A 19,599-nucleotide genomic window follows, 5' to 3' on the forward strand; every position below is an offset into this window, starting at 1 on the left:
TATGAGAAGAAGTCTGGTTATATTATTTTTATTGTTATTATCCTTGAATTCATGCAAATTTTCGGGGAGTAACAGCAAAGGCTATAAAGAACTGGAAGAGGGAATAATAAAAATTTTTGATAATAAAGACGGAATAACAGATTTTAGTGCAGCAGCTAGAAAAGGTAATCTGGAGGTTTACGGTATAGTAACATATTATTACGGGTATTCTGCCCTGGATTTTTTGGAAAAAAATTTCAAAAAGTCTGACGGAAAAGCGGAGTATTATTATGCTTCTATTTTGATGAGTGCAAATACTAATGAAGATAACGCAAAAAAGCTCTTTGAAGAAGCGGTAAAGCAGGGAGAATACAATGCATACTATTCACTCGGAACTTTATATGAAAATGATCTTGATTATAGCACAGCAATGAATTACTACGAAAAAGGGCGGGAAAAAGGCGATATGTTTTCGCTTTATGCGTATGAATACTTGAAAGCAAATAAAAACAGCATAAATAAAATAGAAACCTTAGGCAAAAAGTTTAAAAACGGGACAATAACATCCGATGAAAAAAAAGAGATGGGAAAGCTTGTACTGGAAAAATTTTCCAACTATGATAAAGCATATGAAATATTAAAGGAATTCGTAGCAGAAAAATATCCCCCGGCGTTATATGCAAAGGCTAAAATACTTCAGAATGAAGACAAGGCAGGGGAAGCATTTGCTATCTTTAATGAACTATACAGTGTGAATAAATATTATCTGGGAACTTTTGAAATGGCATTTTATGAAGTAAATAATCAAAACTTTGAAAAAGCTCTTTTATATCTGGAAGACGGAAATTACAATGAAAGTCTTATTTATGCCTATAAAGGCTATATTTACAGACAGCTGAAAATATATAAAAAGGCTGAGGAAAATTACAAAAAAGCGGTGGATCTAAAGGATATAGATGCTATCTATTATCTTGGAATGCTTTACAGAGACCAGGGAGATCTGGAAAAAGCAAAAAAATATTTTGAAACAGGCTATAAACTTGGTTCAATACCTTCCGGTTATAATTATGCCTATACAGTATCCGATATACAGAAAGAAAAGAGACTTCAAAAAGAAACAGGAAATACCAAAAATATAGATATAGAAGCTTTAGGAAGAAATGACGTATCTAAAAAAGTATATGAGAATCTTGCCAAACAGGGTGATTATGCTTCAATGATTAATTTAAGTACTTATTTTAAAGAAAATTCCGAAGAGATGAGAAGACTGAATCTTATAGCAGCTTCAAGAGGATATCCTGTAGCATTTTCTAATCTTGGTGTTTACTATATGCGTCACAAAAATAAAGCCAAGGCTAATTACTGGTTTGGATTAGCGAAAGAAGCAGAGGGTCTGACCACAGTGGAAAATTAGATATACAGCAATTTATTCACAAAAAAACAATATATAGGAGAAAACATGAAAAAATATTTGTTGTTATTAATGATATTCATCTGTAGTTTTTCGTTTTCGGCGGAACCTGTGGATTTTAAGGTAAAGCTTGTAAAAGGCGAGGTTTTTCCGGAATTTGTGCTGGAAAAATTAAGCGGAACGAAGGAACTGAGTACAGAGGTTTTTGATAAAAATAAAAAAACATTAATAGTACTGGCTGCCGAATGGTGTCCTGCGTGTCAGTGGGAGATGGGACAGCTTGCTAAATTTTATGAAAGCAATAAAACTAAGTATAATATTGCAGTAATATTTATAAGGGAAAATTCTTCCGAGGCAAAGGTAAAAGAATATGTTGGCTATAATAACTACACTTTCCCCGTATATTTTGACTACAGCGGAAAGATACTTCAGGGAACTGGTGTGGAGTCTATTCCCACAAATATAGTTTTGGACAAAAACAGAAAGATTTCAGCTGTTAAATCAGGAATATGGGAAGAAGGAGATTTTATTAATAATTTAAAATAAGAAATGCCGGTTTTTAATCCGGCTTATTTTTATGCTTTTTCAAAATTAAGAGTAATAAATTTTATATTTTCTCTGATTTCATCCCAGTTTATTTTTTTGCAGTTATTATTTTTTAATGATCTCAAAACAGAATAAAAAGAAATTTTCCTTTCCTCGTGCTCTTCAAAGAGATAAGCAGTTCCCGGTTTTGTATTTTTATCTCTTTGAACAAAAATATCATAGAATACTTCATCTTTCAGCTCCGCTGCAGCATTAGAAATTTGTTTTTCCATATCACAGAAAAATCTGTTTAAAAGATTTTCAATTTCATCAAGAAATTCTTTGTATGTTAGGGTAAACCTGCCTGATTTTGCAGTCCATATAGGATTGTTTTCTTCATCAAAATCTTCAAAGTCATAATGAATGATTATCTGATCACTTACATGATAAAAGCAGCAGCAGCATTTTACGTTTAAATAACCTGTATCAAGCCGGCCGTAAGATAAAAAGCTACATATATTTTCATCAAGAATTTCATCTTTATCAGAAAAAACTTTTTGTTCGTCAATCCAGTTATCAAAACACTTTGTGAGATTCTTATATTTTTTCTCGTTATAAATATATTTATACAGATCCTCCGGTATTGAATTTGAAATTACAGGAAGAATCTCAAATAAATCTTCAAGTTGTCTGATATAATAATAGTCATCAAAACAAGACTTGATGTCATGTTTTTTCATAAATTCAGAAGATAATTCAAAAAGCTTGGTTTCTCCTAATTTAATATAATAGCTGCTGTCTGTAAGCCAGAACCAGCAAATATTTTTTTTGCCGTTTTTATTAATTGGAAAAGCACACTCAGTAACAGACTTGAGTTCGTAATTAAATAGACTGATAAAAATCAACTCCGTTGGAATAAAATATTTTTTGAAGTATTATAGCATCTTTCTTTATATTTTGTAAATTCTATAAAAAAAGCCTTTCATTGTTTCTATTTTAACGAAAGGCTTTATTATATATATTTCATTTACATATTCCTGCATGCGACAATATTGGCACCAGTATTAAGCACATTATGAATAATTACATCTCCCAGCTTCACGGGAGATTTTACTTTTACCCTGTTAATCTCCTCCATACATTTATAAATAAGTTCTTTTGGTATAGCAATACTGGTCTTGACAGGAAGTCTGGCATATACTCCGTTCTCTATATAAACAGTGCTGGTTACCATTCTTTGCGGATTTATCAATTCCTGCCTGCCGTAATCATTCCCTCTGTTACATTTTGATCCTTTTACGGAATAATCATTGTCTATATCTATTTCCAGTTTACAGCCTTCCGGGCATACGATGCATGTAAGATTTTTTATCATAAGCCATCACCCTCAATAGAAATTATTAAATTAGATTTTATCAAATCAGTAGGGATTGATATTTTCTCCATTTCACTGGGGACAAGATGACTGCGTTTGAATCCCGCTATTTCTTTATCCTGACATTTCACGCTGATTTTTTTATCTTTATAAACATTATTTACTCTGAAAGATATATTCAGAGTTTTTGATTCAGTGTTTATATTAAAATTCTGAGGAACAGCATAAATAAGCCCGGAACCCGGCTCTATATGAACAATTGTTTCATTTTCTGCTTTAAACTGATTTTTTATATATTCTGCAGCACTAAGTGCGGCTATTTCGGCTTCGGTACTTACATAATCCACAAGATCATGGACATGAAGCACATTTCCGCAGGCAAAGATACCTTTAATATTTGTTTCCATTTTTTCATTTACGACTGCACCTTTTGTTTTAGAGTCAATTCGTATTCCAAGTTTTTTTGACAGGGAATTATCAGGAAGCAAACCTGCTGAAATAAGAAGAGTATCACAGATTATCTCCTGCTCCGTTCCGGGAATTGGATTTCTATTTTCATCAACTTTTGCTATAATTACAGATTCTACACGGTTTTTACCATTGATTCTGACAACAGTATGTGAAAGCAGTAAAGGTATATTGAAATCTTCCAGGCACTGAACAATATTTCTATTCAGTCCGTTTGAATAAGGCATTAATTCTACAACGGCCTTTACCAAAGCACCTTCGAGAGTGAGTCTTCTTGCCATAATTAGACCTATATCGCCTGAACCAAGAATGACAATTTCCTTTCCTACCATATATCCGTTCATATTTATGAATGTCTGTGCCTGTCCTGCGGTAAACACACCTGCCGGTCTGTCACCGGGAATAGCAATACCTCCCCTCGTACGCTCATAACAACCCATAGCAAGTATAACAGCTTTTGTTTCATAAACATGATAGCCTTCTTCGGAGACTACATAGACGAATTTACTGCTGTGTTCATCAGGGCTGATCTCCATGGAAATAACAGTGGCATCAATTTTATAATTAATTCCAAGACGATTTATTTCATTTATATATTCCTGAGCATATTCCGGTCCAGTTAATTCTTTTTTGAATTTATGTATCCCAAAACCATTATGGATACATTGTCTTAGGATTCCGCCCAGCTCTTTTTCTCTTTCCAGAATAAGTATTTTGGAAATACCGTTTTCTTTGGCAGTTTTAGCAGCAGCCAATCCGGCAGAGCCGCCGCCCACTATAATAAGATCATATTCCAGTTCCATCATTTATCTCCTTTCGTTTTTTTTGTGAGGATATAAGAAGAATCTGAGTCCAGTGTAATTTCATTAAGTTCAAGAGCAAGCTCAGAAGCAAGAATTTCCTGGATTTTCGGTCCGCAGAAGGTACCCTGACAGAGTCCCGCTCCCGGTCTGCATCTCCTTTTTATTCCGTCTACAGTTCTGGCTCCCACTTTTCTGCGGATCGCATCGATAACCTCTCCTTCTGTAACATTTTCACATTTGCATATAATATGTCCGTATTTAGGATTTTTAGCAATCAGTTTGTTTTTCTCTTCATAGCTTAATTTGTCCAAAATAATATGTTTTTCTATATCAGGTTTAAAATTTTTCTTTTCTTTTAGTATGATTTTTTCAGCCAGGATATCTTTTACCTTTAATGCAATGGCAGGTGCTGCAGATAATCCGGGTGATTTAATTCCTGCGACATCAATAAAGCCGGGGATTTTTTTATTTTCTCCTATGATAAAGTCGTCCTTGTCCGATTCAGCTCTAAGACCAGAAAATTGTCTTATTTGTTCAAGATAATTTATACTTTGAGAAGATTTTGCCGCTGTGGCTTTTATTAATTCCAGTCTGACACGAGATGTAGACTTATCTTCTTTTTCGTGAATACTTTCAGCATCAGGTCCTATAAGAAGGTTCCCGTGTACAGTAGGAGTGATCAGAACACCCTTTCCCACCTTAGTAGGAGGCTGAAATATAGTATGCCTGAATTTTGTCCCCTCATCCTTACTCATTACAAAATATTCGCCTTTTCGCGGATGTATTTCATAAGACGGCTCTGCCAGCATATTCTGGATAAGATCTGCATTAATACCCGCGCAATTAATGATAATTTTAGATTTGTACCATGATTTTTTTGTAAATACAAGGAAGTGATTTTCTTCTCTTGAAATATTGACTATTTCATTATTAAGCAGTAAGGTCACACCATTATCAACGGCATTTTCAAACAGTGAAATGGTCATTTCCCACGGACCGACAATACCGCCTGTTTTGGCATACAGTGCGCCTTTAATATCATTGTTTAAATCAGGCTCCAGTTTGAGAGCTTCTTCCTTTGAAAGAATACTTAAATCTGAAACTCCGTTTTTATCCCCCCTGTTCTTCAAAACTTTTATTGACTCCATATCTTCATCGCTGAAAGCAAGCACAAGGGAGCCGTTTCTTATAAAAGGAAAATCAAGTTCCTTCGACAATTTGTCAAACATTGAATTTCCCAGAACATTCAGCTCAGCCATGAGAGTACCTTCCCGTGCATCAAATCCTGCATGAATAATGGCGGAATTTGCCTTGGTTGTTTCATCAGCAACATCGTTATTTTTCTCCAAAACCAAAATGTCTAAATCGTATTTCGATAGTTCCCTTGCTATACAGGCCCCTGTTACACCGGCACCGATAATCAGAATATCATGCATTTGTACTCCTTATAGTTAACGGGTATGTCATATATTGTTTTATATAATTATAATTTGATTATTAATAATGTCAATAGCATGAAAGAAAAAATAACGGTAATTTTTTTAACCAAAATTTCTGCACAGCTGTTTTGAGTGTATAGACAACTGAAAAATCATAAAACTTTTTTTATGATTAATAAAATAAAAACTTATTAAATTATAATTTTTAGTTTTTGATAATCAGACAGGGTGATTTTTAGTGCCCATGCAATCATAAATATTGACAAAATCTAATAAAAATGGTATTTTATATAGAAAAGAATAATCTAAATCAAGGGAGAATTTTAAATATAAATCATAAATGTATTGTTAAATTTAAACTGGTATTTTGTCCGGCGGATAAATTAACTGCCGTCCCGGAATACCTGTACCCGTTCCTGATTTCCACAGCTTAGGGCATAAATATAAGTGAGCGGTAAAATAAGGATATATCCTAAAGGAACAAAAGAAGGCTTTCTTCTTGTTTCTCTTTCATCAGATGGAGAAATATCAGCGCGGGACTTTTAGATTTGTTTATAGATAATTACGGAGGTTAAAAATGTCAGAATTGAGTAAAAGCTATTCACCTAAGGAAATAGAAGAAAAATGGTATAAGGTATGGGAAGAAAATGGATATTTCAGTGCCCAGCATAATGATGAAAAGCCGGGATATTCAATAGTAATACCGCCGCCAAATGTAACAGGGATTCTTCATATGGGGCATATACTGAATAATTCAATACAGGATACAATGATAAGATGGAAGAGAATGTCCGGATTCGATGCTTTGTGGATGCCGGGAACAGATCATGCCGGAATAGCAACACAAAATAAAGTGGAAAAATGGCTTATGGAAGAGGGTACTACAAAAGAAGAAATAGGAAGAGAAAAGTTTCTGGAAAGAACATGGGAATGGAAAGAAAAGCACGGAGGAATAATAACAAAGCAGCTGAGAAGGCTTGGCTCGTCACTTGACTGGAAAAGAGAAAGATTTACCATGGATGAGGGTCTTTCTGATGCTGTAAAGGATGTTTTCATAAGATTATATAATGATGATCTGATATATAAAGGCGAATATATAGTTAACTGGTGTCCGAAAGATAAAACGGCGCTTGCTGACGATGAGATAGAGCATGAAGAGGTAACAGGAAAAATATGGCAGATAAAATATCCTGTAAAAGACAGTGATGAATCTCTCACTATTGCTACTACAAGACCTGAAACTATGCTGGGGGATACAGGAGTTGCCGTAAATCCAAATGACAGCAGATATAAGCACCTGATTGGCAAAAGTGTGATACTTCCTCTTATGAACAGAGAGATACCAATAGTAGCAGATGAATATGTAGATATGGAATTCGGAACAGGTGCGGTAAAAATGACTCCGTCACATGATCCGAATGACTTTGAAGTAGCTAAAAGAACTAATCTTCCTTTGCTGAATGTAATGGAGGAAGACGGAAGCATAAATGAAAACGGCGGAAAATACAAAGGGCTGGACAGATTTGTTGCCAGAAGAGAGGTTCTTAAGGATCTGGAAGAGCTGGGACTTCTTGTGGAAGTAAAAGAACACCATCACTCAGTAGGACATTGTTACAGATGCGGTACTGTTATAGAGCCCAGAGTTTCTAACCAGTGGTTCGTAAGAATGCAGCCTCTCGCCAAAAAAGCACTTGAGGTGGTAAGAAACGGAGAAATAACAATATCACCGCAGAGATGGATAAAAGTATATTATAACTGGCTTGAAAATATAAGAGACTGGTGTATCTCAAGACAGCTTTGGTGGGGGCACAGAATTCCCGCGTATTATTCCGAGGACGGGACTATATTTGTAGCAAAATCACTTGAAGAAGCAAAACAGCAGGCTAAGGAAAAATATGGAAAAGAAGTGGAGCTTAGAGAGGAAACAGATGTACTTGATACATGGTTTTCATCACAGCTGTGGCCTTTTTCCACTATGGGCTGGCCTGAAAAAACAAAAGATTTTGAGAAGTTTTTCCCTACAGATGCACTGGTAACAGCTGCAGATATTATATTTTTCTGGGTATCAAGAATGATAATGATAAGTGAATACTTATTTGATGAAATCCCGTTTAAATATGTATACTTAAACGGAATAGTAAGGGATGAAAAAGGTAGAAAAATGAGTAAAACTTTGGGGAATTCGCCTGATCCGCTTGATCTTATAGACAAATACGGGGCAGATGCGATAAGATTCAGCCTTCTGTATAATACTTCACAGGGGCAGGATATCTTCTTCTCTGAAAAGCTTCTGGAAATGGGAGCAAATTTTTCTAATAAAGTATGGAATGCATCAAAATTTGTTCTTCAGAATCTGGAGGATTTTGATTATAAAACATCAATATCAGATCTTGAATTTAAACTGGAAGACAGATGGATACTGTCAAAATTACAGAATGCAGCAAAAGGTGTAAATAATGCACTTGATGGATATGAGCTTGATATGGCTGCAAAAACAGCCTATGAATTTTTCAGGGGTGAATTCTGTGACTGGTATGTGGAAGCTGCAAAAACAAGAGTATACGGCGGAGATGAACAGGATAAGAAAACTGCACAGTGGGTGCTTAGACATATACTTGATAACGGATTAAAGCTGCTTCATCCTTTTATGCCGTTTATAACAGAGGAATTATGGCAGAAAGTAAAACTTGACGGTGAAACAATAATGCTTTCAGATTTTCCTAAGTATGACGAAGCTCTTCTGGATAAGGAAGCAGAAGAGGAATTCGACTATCTGAAGGAAGTAATTACAGCTATCAGAAATATCAGAGGTGAGGTAAATGTACCGCCTTCAAAGAAAATAGAAGTTATATTTAAAACAAATAATGAGAGTGAAAGAAATGTTCTTGAGAAAAATGCAAAAATACTTGATAAGCTCTCTAATGTAGAAAAATATACTATAGACAATGAAAGAAAAATACCAAAACTCACAGGATTCAGACTTGCAGATAATACTGAGATATTTGTACCGCTTGCAGGTCTCATAGATACTGAAAAAGAAACTGCAAAACTGAAAAAGGATATAGAAAAGACAGAAACGGAATTAAAAAGAGTCCTTGGCAAACTTTCCAATGAAAAATTCCTCAGCAAAGCACCTCAGGATGTAGTGGATAAGGAAAATGGAATCAAGGAAGAGCTGGAAAATAAGCTTGCCAAGCTTAGGGAAAATCTGGAGTTATATAAAGACTAGCAACAGTTAATACCTGTCAGTGTAGAAAAGCTGTATTTATTATTGCTTAATGGGATAAGATACTGATATTTACTCAAAGACAGTTTGTATTTTTTAAGGAGGTTTTATGAGTTCAACATTTTGGGTTATAGTTGCCGGAGTATTTCTGGTACTGGAACTGGTAATTCCGGGTTTGGTAACAGTGTGGTTCGGACTTGCCGGAATAGTTATGATTTTTTTAGCACCTTTGATAAGGGATGTGAATGTGGAGTTTTATGTATTTGCCGCAATCTCATTCGTATTGCTTCTTCTTACAAGACCTATAGCGAAGAAATATCTTTATAAAAACAGAAAAGATGATATAAGCTTTGGCAACAGGACTGTGGGAAGGGAAACAAAAATATCAAAAATACTTGATGAAGGTATATATGAAGTAGCTCTTGATGATAAAATGTGGAGAGCAATTTCCACAGATAATCTTGAGGTTAATGAAAAAGTAATAATAACAGGGATAACAGGAAACAGGCTGATACTGGAAAAAAAGATAAATAAAAAATAGTGCAGGGGAAGATGAGATTGGATTTACTTATAATAATAGTTTTTTTAGTTCTTTTTACAAGTCTTTTTTTCTCTGTTATAAAAACAGTACCAGGAAAAATGGAATATATAGTTGAAAGATTAGGACGGTATCACAGAACTTTATATTCAGGTAATAATTTAATATTGCCGTTCATTGACAGAATAGTGAAGAAAGTCCGGAAAAATGAAATGGTACTTGATTTTCCGCCGCATTTTGCTGTTACTAAAGACAAAGCGGAAGTTAAAGCCGGGTTTGTGATTTATTTTCAGGTAATCGATTCATTGAAATATGTGTATATTGTTGAAAATCCTATACAAACACTAGAAGATCTGTGTATTGTCATGTTTAAGGATGTAATATCAAAAAAGAAGCTTCAAGAGTTAGAAGTTTCAAGAGATATTGTAAATGAAGGTTTGAGAAATGAATTCAATGAAAAGGCTGATTTTTTAGGAATAAAGATAAATAAGGCTGAATTAAAAAAGGTGGTAGTTATTTACGAAAACATAACTTAAAATTTTGGAGCATATAAAAAAGTAGAAACAAACATAATATAAATAAAAAAATAAGGAGGAAGAAAATGGGATTTTTAGTATTATTAGGATTAGTAATTATAATTTTTATAGTTATTTTTATGACATGTATAAGAATAGTACCGCAGACAAAGGAGTGTATAGTAGAAAGACTGGGAAAATATAACGGAACTTTGCATGCAGGATTTAATACAATAGCACCGTTTATTGACAGAGTTGCAAGAGTGGTATCTACAAAGGAGCAGGTAGTGGACTTTCCGCCGCAGCCGGTTATTACAAAGGATAATGTAACTATGCAGATTGATACAGTAATTTATTTTCAGATAACTGATTCAAAGCAGTATACATACGGGGTAGAAAGACCGATGTCAGCAATAGAGAATCTTACTGCTACTACATTAAGAAATATAATCGGGGAAATGGAGCTTGATGAAACTCTGACTTCAAGAGATATTATTAATACAAAAATGAGAACAGAGCTTGATGTGGCAACGGATCCTTGGGGAATAAAAGTAAACAGAGTAGAGCTTAAGAATATATTGCCGCCGGAAGATATCAGAAATTCAATGGAAAGACAGATGAAAGCGGAAAGAGAAAAAAGGGAAATAATCCTGAAAGCTGAAGCGGATAAAGAATCTGTGGTTTTAAGAGCAAATGCTGTAAAAGAGCAGAAAATAAGAGAGGCCGAAGGGGAAAAAGAAGCAGCTATCCTGAGAGCAGAAGCTGTAAAAGAGCAAAAGATAAGAGAAGCCGAAGGGGAAGCGGAAGCTATCCTTGCAGTACAAAGAGCAAATGCCGAGGCTATAAGACTATTGAAAGAGGCAGCACCTACAAGCGAAATATTATCACTGAAAGGAATGGAAACATTCGAAAAAGTAGCAGATGGAAGAGCCACTAAGATAATAATACCAAGCAATTATCAGAATCTTGCCAGTATGATAACTACTTTCGCAGAGTTAAATGAAAAATCTACAGATGGAACAGAGGGAGAATAAATAAAAGAAGGTCCGCCGAAAGGCGGGCTTTTTTAGTATTTTTTAAATAAAGAATTTATGAATAATATCATAAATATTCTGTCGATCCTTGATACAGAATTAAATGCCGGAGATCGACAATGCTTTGTTTTATAGCTGTCTGAATATTATTTTGTTAAAAATAAGACATGATAATGTCATGGTTTGGACAGACGAAAAAAAGTGGTCGACAGAAATGCTTATTTAAGGTATAATAAATAAAAGGTTTTTGATATGTAAGGTATTAATATAACTATCTTAGAATGTAAATGAATAGGAATAGAAAAATAAAAATCTTGTATAGCTTGTATTAATATAACTATCTTAGAATGTAAATTAAATCTTTAGATAAAGTATCATAAGATATTTTTTTGTATTAATATAACTATCCTAGAATAAAATCCAGTTTTAAAAGAAAAATATAAATAAAAATGCACCATTTTCATTTTAGAGAAAACAGTGCATTTTTTATATTTAAAATACTAATATTTCAGGTTTTATGATAAGCATAAGTCCGAGAATAACCATAAGAATTCCGCCGAACAGATTCATGAGCTTTGAATATTTACCAGTAGAGGCTATCTTGTTTATACTGAATAAAGCCAGTGCAAATACTACAAAATCATCAATCATATACCCTATAATATAAATAAGATTATAAACCTGTCTGCTGAGAAAAGAAACTGTATTCATCTCGAGAATCTTGGTATAAGTCTGTGGTATACCAATAGAACAGGCAAATTCTATTACATTTACCGACAGGGCAAGAGTAATGATACCTAAACCTGTAAGTATAGTGAACGGCTTATGAGCCAGATCCTGAATTTTTCCGGAAATTTTTGCCTTCTTCTCAAAATCGCCTACTTCACAGGCTATTTCATTACGGTTCTTAATATAACTCTTTATAAATAAAATACCGCCAATAATACCTATTAATCCTACAAGAGGTGTAATAACCCTGTTTAGTCCGATAAAATCCCATGTGAATATCCATATATTTAATATCAGGTAATACATAACAGCCTCAGCAAGGATAAAGAGACCTGCTACAAGGAACATTTTTTTCTTATCACCTATAGCTATAAGTGCAGTGAGAAATAAAATCAGAACCCACATTGCACAGGGATTAAATCCGTCAATAGTTCCCAGAATAAAAGACATGCTTGGCAGTGAATATTTCATAACATCTACTTTTTTATTCAGAAGCGGAAGCGTGACTACATAGGATTTCTTATCGGCAACCGGTGTAATAGCACAGACCTCATCACCTTCACATGTATTTTGTGTATAACTGGTATTTATATTATCAGGGTCATAATTTTCAATAAAAACTTTTAGTCCGGGAATAGTGTCTTTGACTTTCCCTGATTCAATAAGCTCTGTAATATCTTTACCGGTAGTATCTCCCGAATCAAAACCCTGAATAATAGTTTCATTCAGATAGATAACCGGAGTCCCTTTTACCAGCTTTCCTTTTTTGGTAACTTCGTCAAAAAATTCTCTTGCGCTTTTATCTTCGTTAATATCATATTTCGTAACAGTAAAGTCATTTCTGTCTTTTGAAAGCTCTGTCAGAAATTCTTCCAGACGAACACAGTTTTTACAATCTTTACGTGTAAATATTTCAATATTAACTTTATCAGCTGAAAAACTCATTGTAAATAAAAGCAAAAACATCAGTAATATCTTTTTCATAAGCTGTATTATACTCCTTTAAAAAATTCGATTTTATCTGCTGTGAACTATCTTCATAATTTTTTCCACAGCTTCAGGGTCCAGATCCAGAATAGGATTTCTGTTTATTTTTGCGGCAGAACCTATGTGAATCTGCTGAATATTTGTTTCTTTAACAAGAATTTCCAGATTGTCAAGATTTACGCCGCCGCCGATAATAATATTCAGATCGATTGATTTAGCGTAATCAAGATATTCTTTTATTTTGGAAACATCTTTTTTCAGATCCTTTGATCCGAAGGTAGTAAGAATTCTGTTTATTTTAGGATATTTTTTCAGAGTATCCATAGCTTTTTTGTAATCAGGCACTTCTTCAAATGCTCTGTGAAATGCTACAGGTGTATTTTCAATATTTGAAAGAAGAAGCTTTAGTGCTTCTTCATCTATATTGTTATTTTCATCAAGAGCTCCGAGAACAAAGCTGTCTACACCCACAGGCTCGATAATTCGGATATCTCTTACCATTGTATCCAGATCATTTTTACTGTAGACAAAAGATTTTCCATGAGGTCTTATCATTACGACTGAAGGGATTCCAATCTCTTCTTTTATTTTTTTTATAACACCAAGGCTTGGTGTAAGCCCTTCTTCAAGCATTCCGTTTACCAGTTCGATTCTGTCAGCTCCGTATTTTTTAGCCTGAAGTGCCTGATCAAATGTGGTACTTATTATTTCTACAAGCATTAATTTCACCTCTCCTGATTAAAATAAAGGGGAATAAATAAGCTGGTCCAGAATTTTTTCGTCTAACATCCAGATACCATTTTTCTTATGTACATCAACAATGCTTTTCTCAGTATTGACATCCTTGATGTTTTTCATATTATCAGAGATTGACCGAAGAAACGAAGCCATTAACACAGGTACGTATTTATCCTGATTAGCTGTATCTTTATCAACCTGCTGAACTGTTTTTCCTGAAAATTCTTTGAAGTACTGCTCGGCACGTTTCATAAGGGCTGATTCATTGGCACCGGCATATTTGTCAATATCCGGACTTACTATAGTAATAGTTACTGAAGCAGTATTGGCATCAATATATGAAATTTCGTTTATAGTGTATCTGGTAGCTCCAAGATAGCTCTGCAGAAAAGCAGAAGCACTGGAAATAAGGATTTCCTCTTCCTTTGTACCTGTAGTCTCTGTAATGCCGAAGGCCTTTCTTATATTTGCCGCTGAATAAGTATCGGCACCAAAAGTTTCTGAAAACAGGTTTTCAATTTGTGAATTATTTAGTGCAGCTTCTGTAGTACTCATTTTAAGTTCCTTTGGAATAGTCAGTTTATATGTGCTTTCTGAAAACGAAAATGAAAATAAAAATACTGAAAATAATATTAAAAGTTTTTTCATAGTATGTACCTCCTGAATTATTATAGTTATTTTTGGTAATTTAGCCGCCGAAAAAATTTACGGCATTATTTTCAAAATTCCATACATTGCCGTTTTTTTTCATGGTATAAACAGTTTCTTCCTTGTTATAGGTTTTTATATTTTTTATTTCTTCGGAAGAAGTTTCCATATAGAGTGTAATTAGTAAAGATTCATATTTTTTCATAAGTTTGTTGTCTTTTTCCAAAGCACTGTAAGTAATTCCTGTTTTTTCAGTAAATTTTTTCTCTACCTTCTTCTCTATTTCTGCCTGTTTTTCATCGGCAGAAAGCTCGTCAAGATTCGGAATAGAAACTGCAAGGGTTAATTTTGCAGTATTGCTGTCTGTGTAATTAATTCTTTTGATTTCATATTTAGTATTGGTAAAAAGAGATTTTATGTAATTTATGAATACATCTGCTTCTTCTGCGGAACTTGAAGTCAAAAGAGGATATTCTCTCCAGATTATGCTTTTTACTTCTTCAGTAGAATACGAATTAATGTCAAAAACAGTTTTTACCCTGTTTTCTATCTCCGTGTTATTGGCCTTTAGTTCTTTTTCACTTAATTTTACATTGGCTCCCTGAGTTACAGTATAGTTTCCAAAGACTGTAAGGGAAAAAATTAAAAATATTACGGATATTAAAGTCTTTTTCATGATTCCTCCATATTTAAAAGGTTGCTTCTCATATTATAACGTATTTTGACAAAAAATAATACAATAGTTTTTTTATAACTGAAAGTTTCATTTTACAAGAATAAAAGAGACAAAAAATTTTTGAAAATAGGCTTTGACAAAAAGAAATATTTTATATAAGATATTTGTATTAGCGCCTTGTTTTATTTATATTTTGAAAAATAGAAATAAGGTTTCGATATTGGAACTTAGGCAGTTTTTTATTTTGCTCGGGCATTTTACAGCCTAAGGTCTATACTTAAAAGGCACAGGTGTTTCAATACTGTAAAAAACACCGGTCTAAAAAAATCAGGAGGAGGACGTGGCTGGAAGCAGAAAAAAAAGAAGAACAACTGTAAGAAGAAAGAAAAAGAAATTTATAAAAAAGAAATATATAACAACTATAGTATCAGTGATCGTTTTCTTAATCAGCTATTTTGGGGATAAATATAATCTCGGTCAGAAAGGGATGCCTTCTGATGATACATACAGAGTTCTAAGCGTAAGTGACGGAGACACTGTGACTATAAATGACCACGGTGAAAAAAGGAAGCTGAGACTATACGGGATTGATGCTCCTGAAAAGGATCAGGAATACGGAATGGAGTCAAGGCAGTATCTTTATGACAGGATTCAGGGAAAGGATATAAATATAGATTTTATATCAAAAGACAGATACGGGCGTGATATTTCCATTATCTATATAAACGGGGAAAATATAAATGAAACTATGGTAAAGGAAGGATATGCATGGTGGTATAAAGAATACTCCAAAAAAGATGTTCAGTACAAAATCTATGAGCAAAAAGCAAAATTCGGGGAAAAAGGACTCTGGAGTAAAAAAAATCCGGTTCCGCCGTGGGACTTCAGGAAAAAAGATAAGAAAAAAAATAAGAGCTAGATCATTGCTAAAAAGCACTTATGATGGTAAAATAATATAAAACAGATTAAATCTAAAGGAGTGGTATGAGTTATGGATAAAAATATCGAAAAATTTTATCTGGACTGGGAAGAGAGTGAAGAACAGGGAATGTCATTGACAGATAAAGTAAAGGCATATCTGGATGAATATGGAACATATGAAAGGGAAAAGCTGGTAATAGGAATGTGGGAATCAGCTTATGACAATACACCTGATAAGCTTGTAAAATATCTTACGGAAAATAAGGATAAGTTCCCTAATCTAAAGGAGCTGTACTTTGGAGATATCTCATGGGAAGAGTGTGAGGTTTCCTGGATACAGAATACTGATCTGGCACCTTTAGTTAATTCTTTTGATCTGGAGACTTTAACTGTAAAAGGCGGATGCGGTCTGAGATTCAAGGATATGAAAAGCAGTTCACTGAAAAAGCTTGAGATTATCTCAGGCGGAACTGGGAAATCTGTATTAAATGATATAATAAACGCTGAGTTGCCGTCACTCGAACATCTGGAAATATACATGGGAGTAGATAATTACGGTTTTGACGGAAGTATTCAGGATATAATTCCTTTTACAAAAAAAGAGAATTTTCCGAATTTAAAATATCTGGGATTAAAGAACAGTGACATAGAAGATGAAATATGTGAGGCTGTATTAGCAGGGGATATTCTTCCGCAGCTTGAAATACTTGATCTTTCTTATGGAACACTTGGCAATAAAGGTGTAAATATGCTTCTTGCCAATATTGATAAAATATCACATCTAAAAGAACTAAATATACATTATAATTATGCTGCCGAGGATATTCTGAAACAGCTTCAGGGCGAGCTGGAAAAGGCAGGGGTAAAATCACACTGTGATCAGGGTGAGGCTGACCTTGACGAGGATGACGACTACAGATATCCATATATAACAGAGTAAATTAATGAAAAATACTTTTTTAATAATAGGGGATAATAAGGGAAGAAGAATAAAGACATTTGCCGGCTGCCTTGAGAAGGAAGGAAATTTTCCTTATTTTATTCTTGACTGGACAGATTTGCTGGAAAATCCCGGAATTATTGAGGAATTTTTAGAAAAAAGTAATATTGTGAAAATAGAACCCCCTGAAAAAAATACTGAAATATACAGAAAATTTCTGGAATTCGGAAACGGAGCGGCTCTGCCCGGGGAGGATAAAACAGGGAAGAAAAACAGTGAGATAATAAGAGCTCCGGGAGTATGGTTTGACGGAGTAAAAAATGTATTCGGAAAAATGTCGAAAATATTTGATAATTATAAAAATACATATCTTATGTGTGATATAGAAGAGCTTTTGATTATGATGGATAAAAAGGCATCATATGAATATCTTTCAGGAGCAGAAAATAGCTTTTTTCTTCCCGAAAGAACAAAAGATTTTCAGAATTATGATGAATTTTTTGAAACTGTCAAAAATAAAACTGCAAAGTATTTTATAAAACTGAGATGCGGATCAGGCAGTACAGGGGTACTTGCTTATTCATACAATCCAAAGCTGGATGAGGAAAAAATATTTACTTCTCTGAATTATTCGGAAGAAAATGGGAGATTGGATTTTTTCAGTACTTACAGGGTAAAAACATATACTGAAAAAAAGGTTATAAGAAATATGGTAAACTGGGTTATAGAAAACGGAGCCCATATAGAAAAATGGCTTCCAAAACTTACATATAAAAAATACGGTTTTGATACAAGAGTTTTTGTAGCGGGAAAAAAGACGGAGTATATGCTGTCAAGACTCAGTACCGGCCCTATTACAAATCTTCATTTGAAAAATATGAGGAAGGAAAGCAGTGAATTTATGGAGGAAAAGCAGCTGAAACTTCTCAGTGAGGCTTCCGAAGGTGTAATGAGTGTTTTTGAAAAGTCTCTATATGCCGGAATTGATGTTCTGTTGTCGAATAATATGAAACCTTATATTATTGATGTGAATCCCTTCGGGGATCTGTTTCATAATCTTACTGACTCACCAAGAAATGTGTATTATGCGGAAATAAGAGAGGCTTTGAAAGAAGCAGCTTTGAAAAGATAAATTTAATAACTCTGAATCAAAATACAGCTGTATTTATAAAATGCTGTATTTTTGAATATTTAGGAAAAGAGGATATAAATGCAGGTAAATATGAATGAAATAGTAGGGAAAAGCGATATTCTTTTTCTTACTCTGGACACTCTCAGATATGATGTGGCAGAGCAGGAATATCTGGCGGGAAATCTTCCCAATCTTTGTGCTGACAGCGGCTGGGAAAAAAGGCACAGCCCCGGTGATTACACATATTCTTCTCATCATAGTTTTTTTGCCGGTTTTCTGCCGACGCCGTCTGAATATGTGCCGTTAAATGAAAGAGAATATTTGTTTTCCATGAAAAACAGCATGTTAAAGTATAAGAATCACAGCAATATATATTATTTTGACGCTCCGAATATTGTGAAGGCTATGGAGAAAGAAGGGTATAAGACTGTCTGTATAGGCGGGGTAATATTCTTTAATAAAAGTAATGAGCTGTGCAGCGTATTGCCTAATATGTTTGCTGAAAGCTACTGGAATCCGAAATTCGGAGTTACCAATCCAAAATCTGTGGAATATCAGGTAAAGCAGGCTTTAAAGGTTCTGAAAAGTCTTGGGAAAGATGAGAGGATATTTTTATTTTTAAATATATCAGCCATTCACGGACCGAATTATTATTATCTGGAAGAGTATAAGAACAAGATGGATGAGTATGATCCCGGAAAAAATGTTCTTGCATCAAAATATGACGGGACAGAAAGTCAGGCTGCTGCTTTAAGATATGTGGATAAATGTCTTGAGCCGCTTTTTGAATATATGAGGGAGAGAAATAAAACATTCTGTATAGCACTGTCTGATCACGGGACATGCTATGGAGAAGACGGATTTGAAGGGCATAATCTTGCACATGAAGTGGTATGGACGGTACCGTATAAACATTTTTTTCTATAAATATAATCAGGAGGGATAAAGATGGAAAAACTAAAAGAAGCAGAGAAAATAACAGGGAAAAAACTGAGAAATTTTATGACAGTTGATTTCGGACGTGAGGAGAAGACTGTTCCTGATACGTATTCCACTGTTGTGGAAAATAAAAATCTTTATGATTTTTTTGAGGATATAAAATTTGCTTTAGGCGATGATTACACAGTATTTATAGGAACAACAAATTTTCTTGCGCCGATAAATGATACTGATATAAAAAAAGGGAAAAGATACTCAGAGCTAGTGATAACAAAGAAAACAACATGGGATAATGTGCTTAGAATGGCAGAATCAGATGCAATAAATTTTGGTTTTGAGACAGAAGATCTGATAAATAAAATAAAAGAATATGATGAAAAATACGGAATAAGCATTAGTCATGCCGAAACAGACACTGTGGTTCTGGAATTCGGAAAACTTCCGGAGGATCTTGTAGAACTGACAAAGGATATATATGAATTCTGCCCTGATATAGTGGATCAGGGAACCGGGGACATAAATTCCATTGCTGAAAGTCTCGAAGGTACAAGCAGTATATTTTTATGGTGGGATTAG

General features: G+C 34.2%; 19 protein-coding genes. 11 read left to right on the forward strand and 8 right to left on the reverse strand.

Going from position 1 to position 19,599, the window contains the following annotated elements; genetic code table 11:
• Position 1 precedes the first annotated feature (1 nt).
• Both STERM_RS07975 and STERM_RS07980 read left to right on the forward strand, forming a co-directional pair.
• The gene (locus tag STERM_RS07975; RefSeq protein WP_012861077.1) at positions 2 to 1,393 is read left to right on the forward strand and encodes a tetratricopeptide repeat protein; all 1,392 of its coding nucleotides are present in this window, start codon (positions 2 to 4) and stop codon (positions 1,391 to 1,393) included.
• 45 nt (positions 1,394 to 1,438) lie between these two features.
• Positions 1,439 to 1,936 carry a TlpA family protein disulfide reductase gene (locus STERM_RS07980; RefSeq protein ID WP_012861078.1) on the forward strand — a complete coding sequence of 166 codons (498 nt, stop codon included), beginning with the start codon at positions 1,439 to 1,441 and terminating at the stop codon, positions 1,934 to 1,936.
• A gap of 29 nt (positions 1,937 to 1,965) precedes the next feature.
• On the opposite strand, the gene STERM_RS07985 is transcribed toward STERM_RS07980, so the two are convergent.
• The 4 genes from STERM_RS07985 to STERM_RS08000 form a co-directional block, all read right to left on the reverse strand.
• Positions 1,966 to 2,820, reverse strand: a complete 855-nt coding sequence (locus tag STERM_RS07985) for a DUF5984 family protein (protein ID WP_244407237.1) — start codon at positions 2,818 to 2,820, stop codon at positions 1,966 to 1,968.
• Positions 2,821 to 2,942: 122 nt separating this feature from the next.
• Positions 2,943 to 3,290 (reverse strand): DUF1667 domain-containing protein, encoded by a 348-nt coding sequence (locus tag STERM_RS07990; protein ID WP_012861080.1) that lies wholly within the window; start codon positions 3,288 to 3,290, stop codon positions 2,943 to 2,945.
• Positions 3,287 to 4,561: an NAD(P)/FAD-dependent oxidoreductase gene (locus STERM_RS07995; protein WP_012861081.1), complete on the reverse strand. Its 1,275-nt coding sequence runs from the start codon at positions 4,559 to 4,561 to the stop codon at positions 3,287 to 3,289. The genes STERM_RS07990 and STERM_RS07995 overlap by 4 nt, the downstream gene beginning before the upstream one ends.
• Positions 4,561 to 5,997: an NAD(P)/FAD-dependent oxidoreductase gene (locus STERM_RS08000; protein ID WP_012861082.1), complete on the reverse strand. Its 1,437-nt coding sequence runs from the start codon at positions 5,995 to 5,997 to the stop codon at positions 4,561 to 4,563. The genes STERM_RS07995 and STERM_RS08000 overlap by 1 nt, the downstream gene beginning before the upstream one ends.
• Positions 5,998 to 6,577: 580 nt before the next feature.
• Here STERM_RS08000 and STERM_RS08005 point away from each other — a divergent pair.
• From STERM_RS08005 to STERM_RS08020, 4 genes are all read left to right on the forward strand, one after another.
• Entirely contained in the window at positions 6,578 to 9,229 is a 2,652-nt protein-coding gene (locus STERM_RS08005; protein WP_012861083.1) for a valine--tRNA ligase, read from the forward strand.
• A gap of 106 nt (positions 9,230 to 9,335) precedes the next feature.
• Positions 9,336 to 9,767 (forward strand): NfeD family protein, encoded by a 432-nt coding sequence (locus tag STERM_RS08010; protein WP_012861084.1) that lies wholly within the window; start codon positions 9,336 to 9,338, stop codon positions 9,765 to 9,767.
• Between the two features lie 17 nt (positions 9,768 to 9,784).
• A complete protein-coding gene (locus STERM_RS08015; RefSeq protein WP_169305395.1) occupies positions 9,785 to 10,300 on the forward strand; it encodes an SPFH domain-containing protein in 516 nt (171 codons plus the stop codon).
• A 65-nt stretch (positions 10,301 to 10,365) separates the two neighbouring features.
• Positions 10,366 to 11,313 (forward strand): SPFH domain-containing protein, encoded by a 948-nt coding sequence (locus STERM_RS08020; RefSeq protein WP_012861086.1) that lies wholly within the window; start codon positions 10,366 to 10,368, stop codon positions 11,311 to 11,313.
• 492 nt (positions 11,314 to 11,805) lie between these two features.
• On the opposite strand, the gene STERM_RS08025 is transcribed toward STERM_RS08020, so the two are convergent.
• The 4 genes from STERM_RS08025 to STERM_RS08040 are packed head-to-tail and all read right to left on the reverse strand — an operon-like array spanning position 11,806 to position 15,091.
• Positions 11,806 to 13,026 carry a glutaredoxin gene (locus tag STERM_RS08025; protein ID WP_012861087.1) on the reverse strand — a complete coding sequence of 407 codons (1,221 nt, stop codon included), beginning with the start codon at positions 13,024 to 13,026 and terminating at the stop codon, positions 11,806 to 11,808.
• Positions 13,027 to 13,059: 33 nt separating this feature from the next.
• On the reverse strand, positions 13,060 to 13,749 hold the full coding sequence (locus tag STERM_RS08030) for a copper homeostasis protein CutC (RefSeq protein WP_012861088.1): 690 nt from the start codon (positions 13,747 to 13,749) through the stop codon (positions 13,060 to 13,062).
• A gap of 18 nt (positions 13,750 to 13,767) precedes the next feature.
• On the reverse strand, positions 13,768 to 14,415 hold the full coding sequence (locus STERM_RS08035; protein WP_012861089.1) for a hypothetical protein: 648 nt from the start codon (positions 14,413 to 14,415) through the stop codon (positions 13,768 to 13,770).
• Between the two features lie 40 nt (positions 14,416 to 14,455).
• Positions 14,456 to 15,091 carry a hypothetical protein gene (locus STERM_RS08040; RefSeq protein ID WP_012861090.1) on the reverse strand — a complete coding sequence of 212 codons (636 nt, stop codon included), beginning with the start codon at positions 15,089 to 15,091 and terminating at the stop codon, positions 14,456 to 14,458.
• Positions 15,092 to 15,431: 340 nt separating this feature from the next.
• On the opposite strand from STERM_RS08040, the gene STERM_RS08045 reads away from it, so the two are divergent.
• From STERM_RS08045 to STERM_RS21205, 5 genes are all read left to right on the forward strand, one after another.
• Positions 15,432 to 16,010, forward strand: a complete 579-nt coding sequence (locus STERM_RS08045; RefSeq protein WP_012861091.1) for a thermonuclease family protein — start codon at positions 15,432 to 15,434, stop codon at positions 16,008 to 16,010.
• Positions 16,011 to 16,082: 72 nt separating this feature from the next.
• Complete coding sequence (locus tag STERM_RS08050; protein ID WP_012861092.1) at positions 16,083 to 16,952, forward strand: STM4015 family protein; 870 nt, start codon at positions 16,083 to 16,085, stop codon at positions 16,950 to 16,952.
• A 4-nt stretch (positions 16,953 to 16,956) separates the two neighbouring features.
• Positions 16,957 to 18,084: an STM4014 family protein gene (locus tag STERM_RS08055; RefSeq protein WP_012861093.1), complete on the forward strand. Its 1,128-nt coding sequence runs from the start codon at positions 16,957 to 16,959 to the stop codon at positions 18,082 to 18,084.
• 78 nt (positions 18,085 to 18,162) lie between these two features.
• Entirely contained in the window at positions 18,163 to 19,011 is an 849-nt protein-coding gene (locus STERM_RS08060; RefSeq protein WP_012861094.1) for an STM4013/SEN3800 family hydrolase, read from the forward strand.
• Positions 19,012 to 19,032: 21 nt separating this feature from the next.
• Positions 19,033 to 19,599 carry a DUF4253 domain-containing protein gene (locus tag STERM_RS21205; RefSeq protein ID WP_012861095.1) on the forward strand — a complete coding sequence of 189 codons (567 nt, stop codon included), beginning with the start codon at positions 19,033 to 19,035 and terminating at the stop codon, positions 19,597 to 19,599.

Origin of the sequence: Sebaldella termitidis ATCC 33386 (genome assembly GCF_000024405.1) — a bacterium.
Lineage (GTDB): Bacteria > Fusobacteriota > Fusobacteriia > Fusobacteriales > Leptotrichiaceae > Sebaldella > Sebaldella termitidis.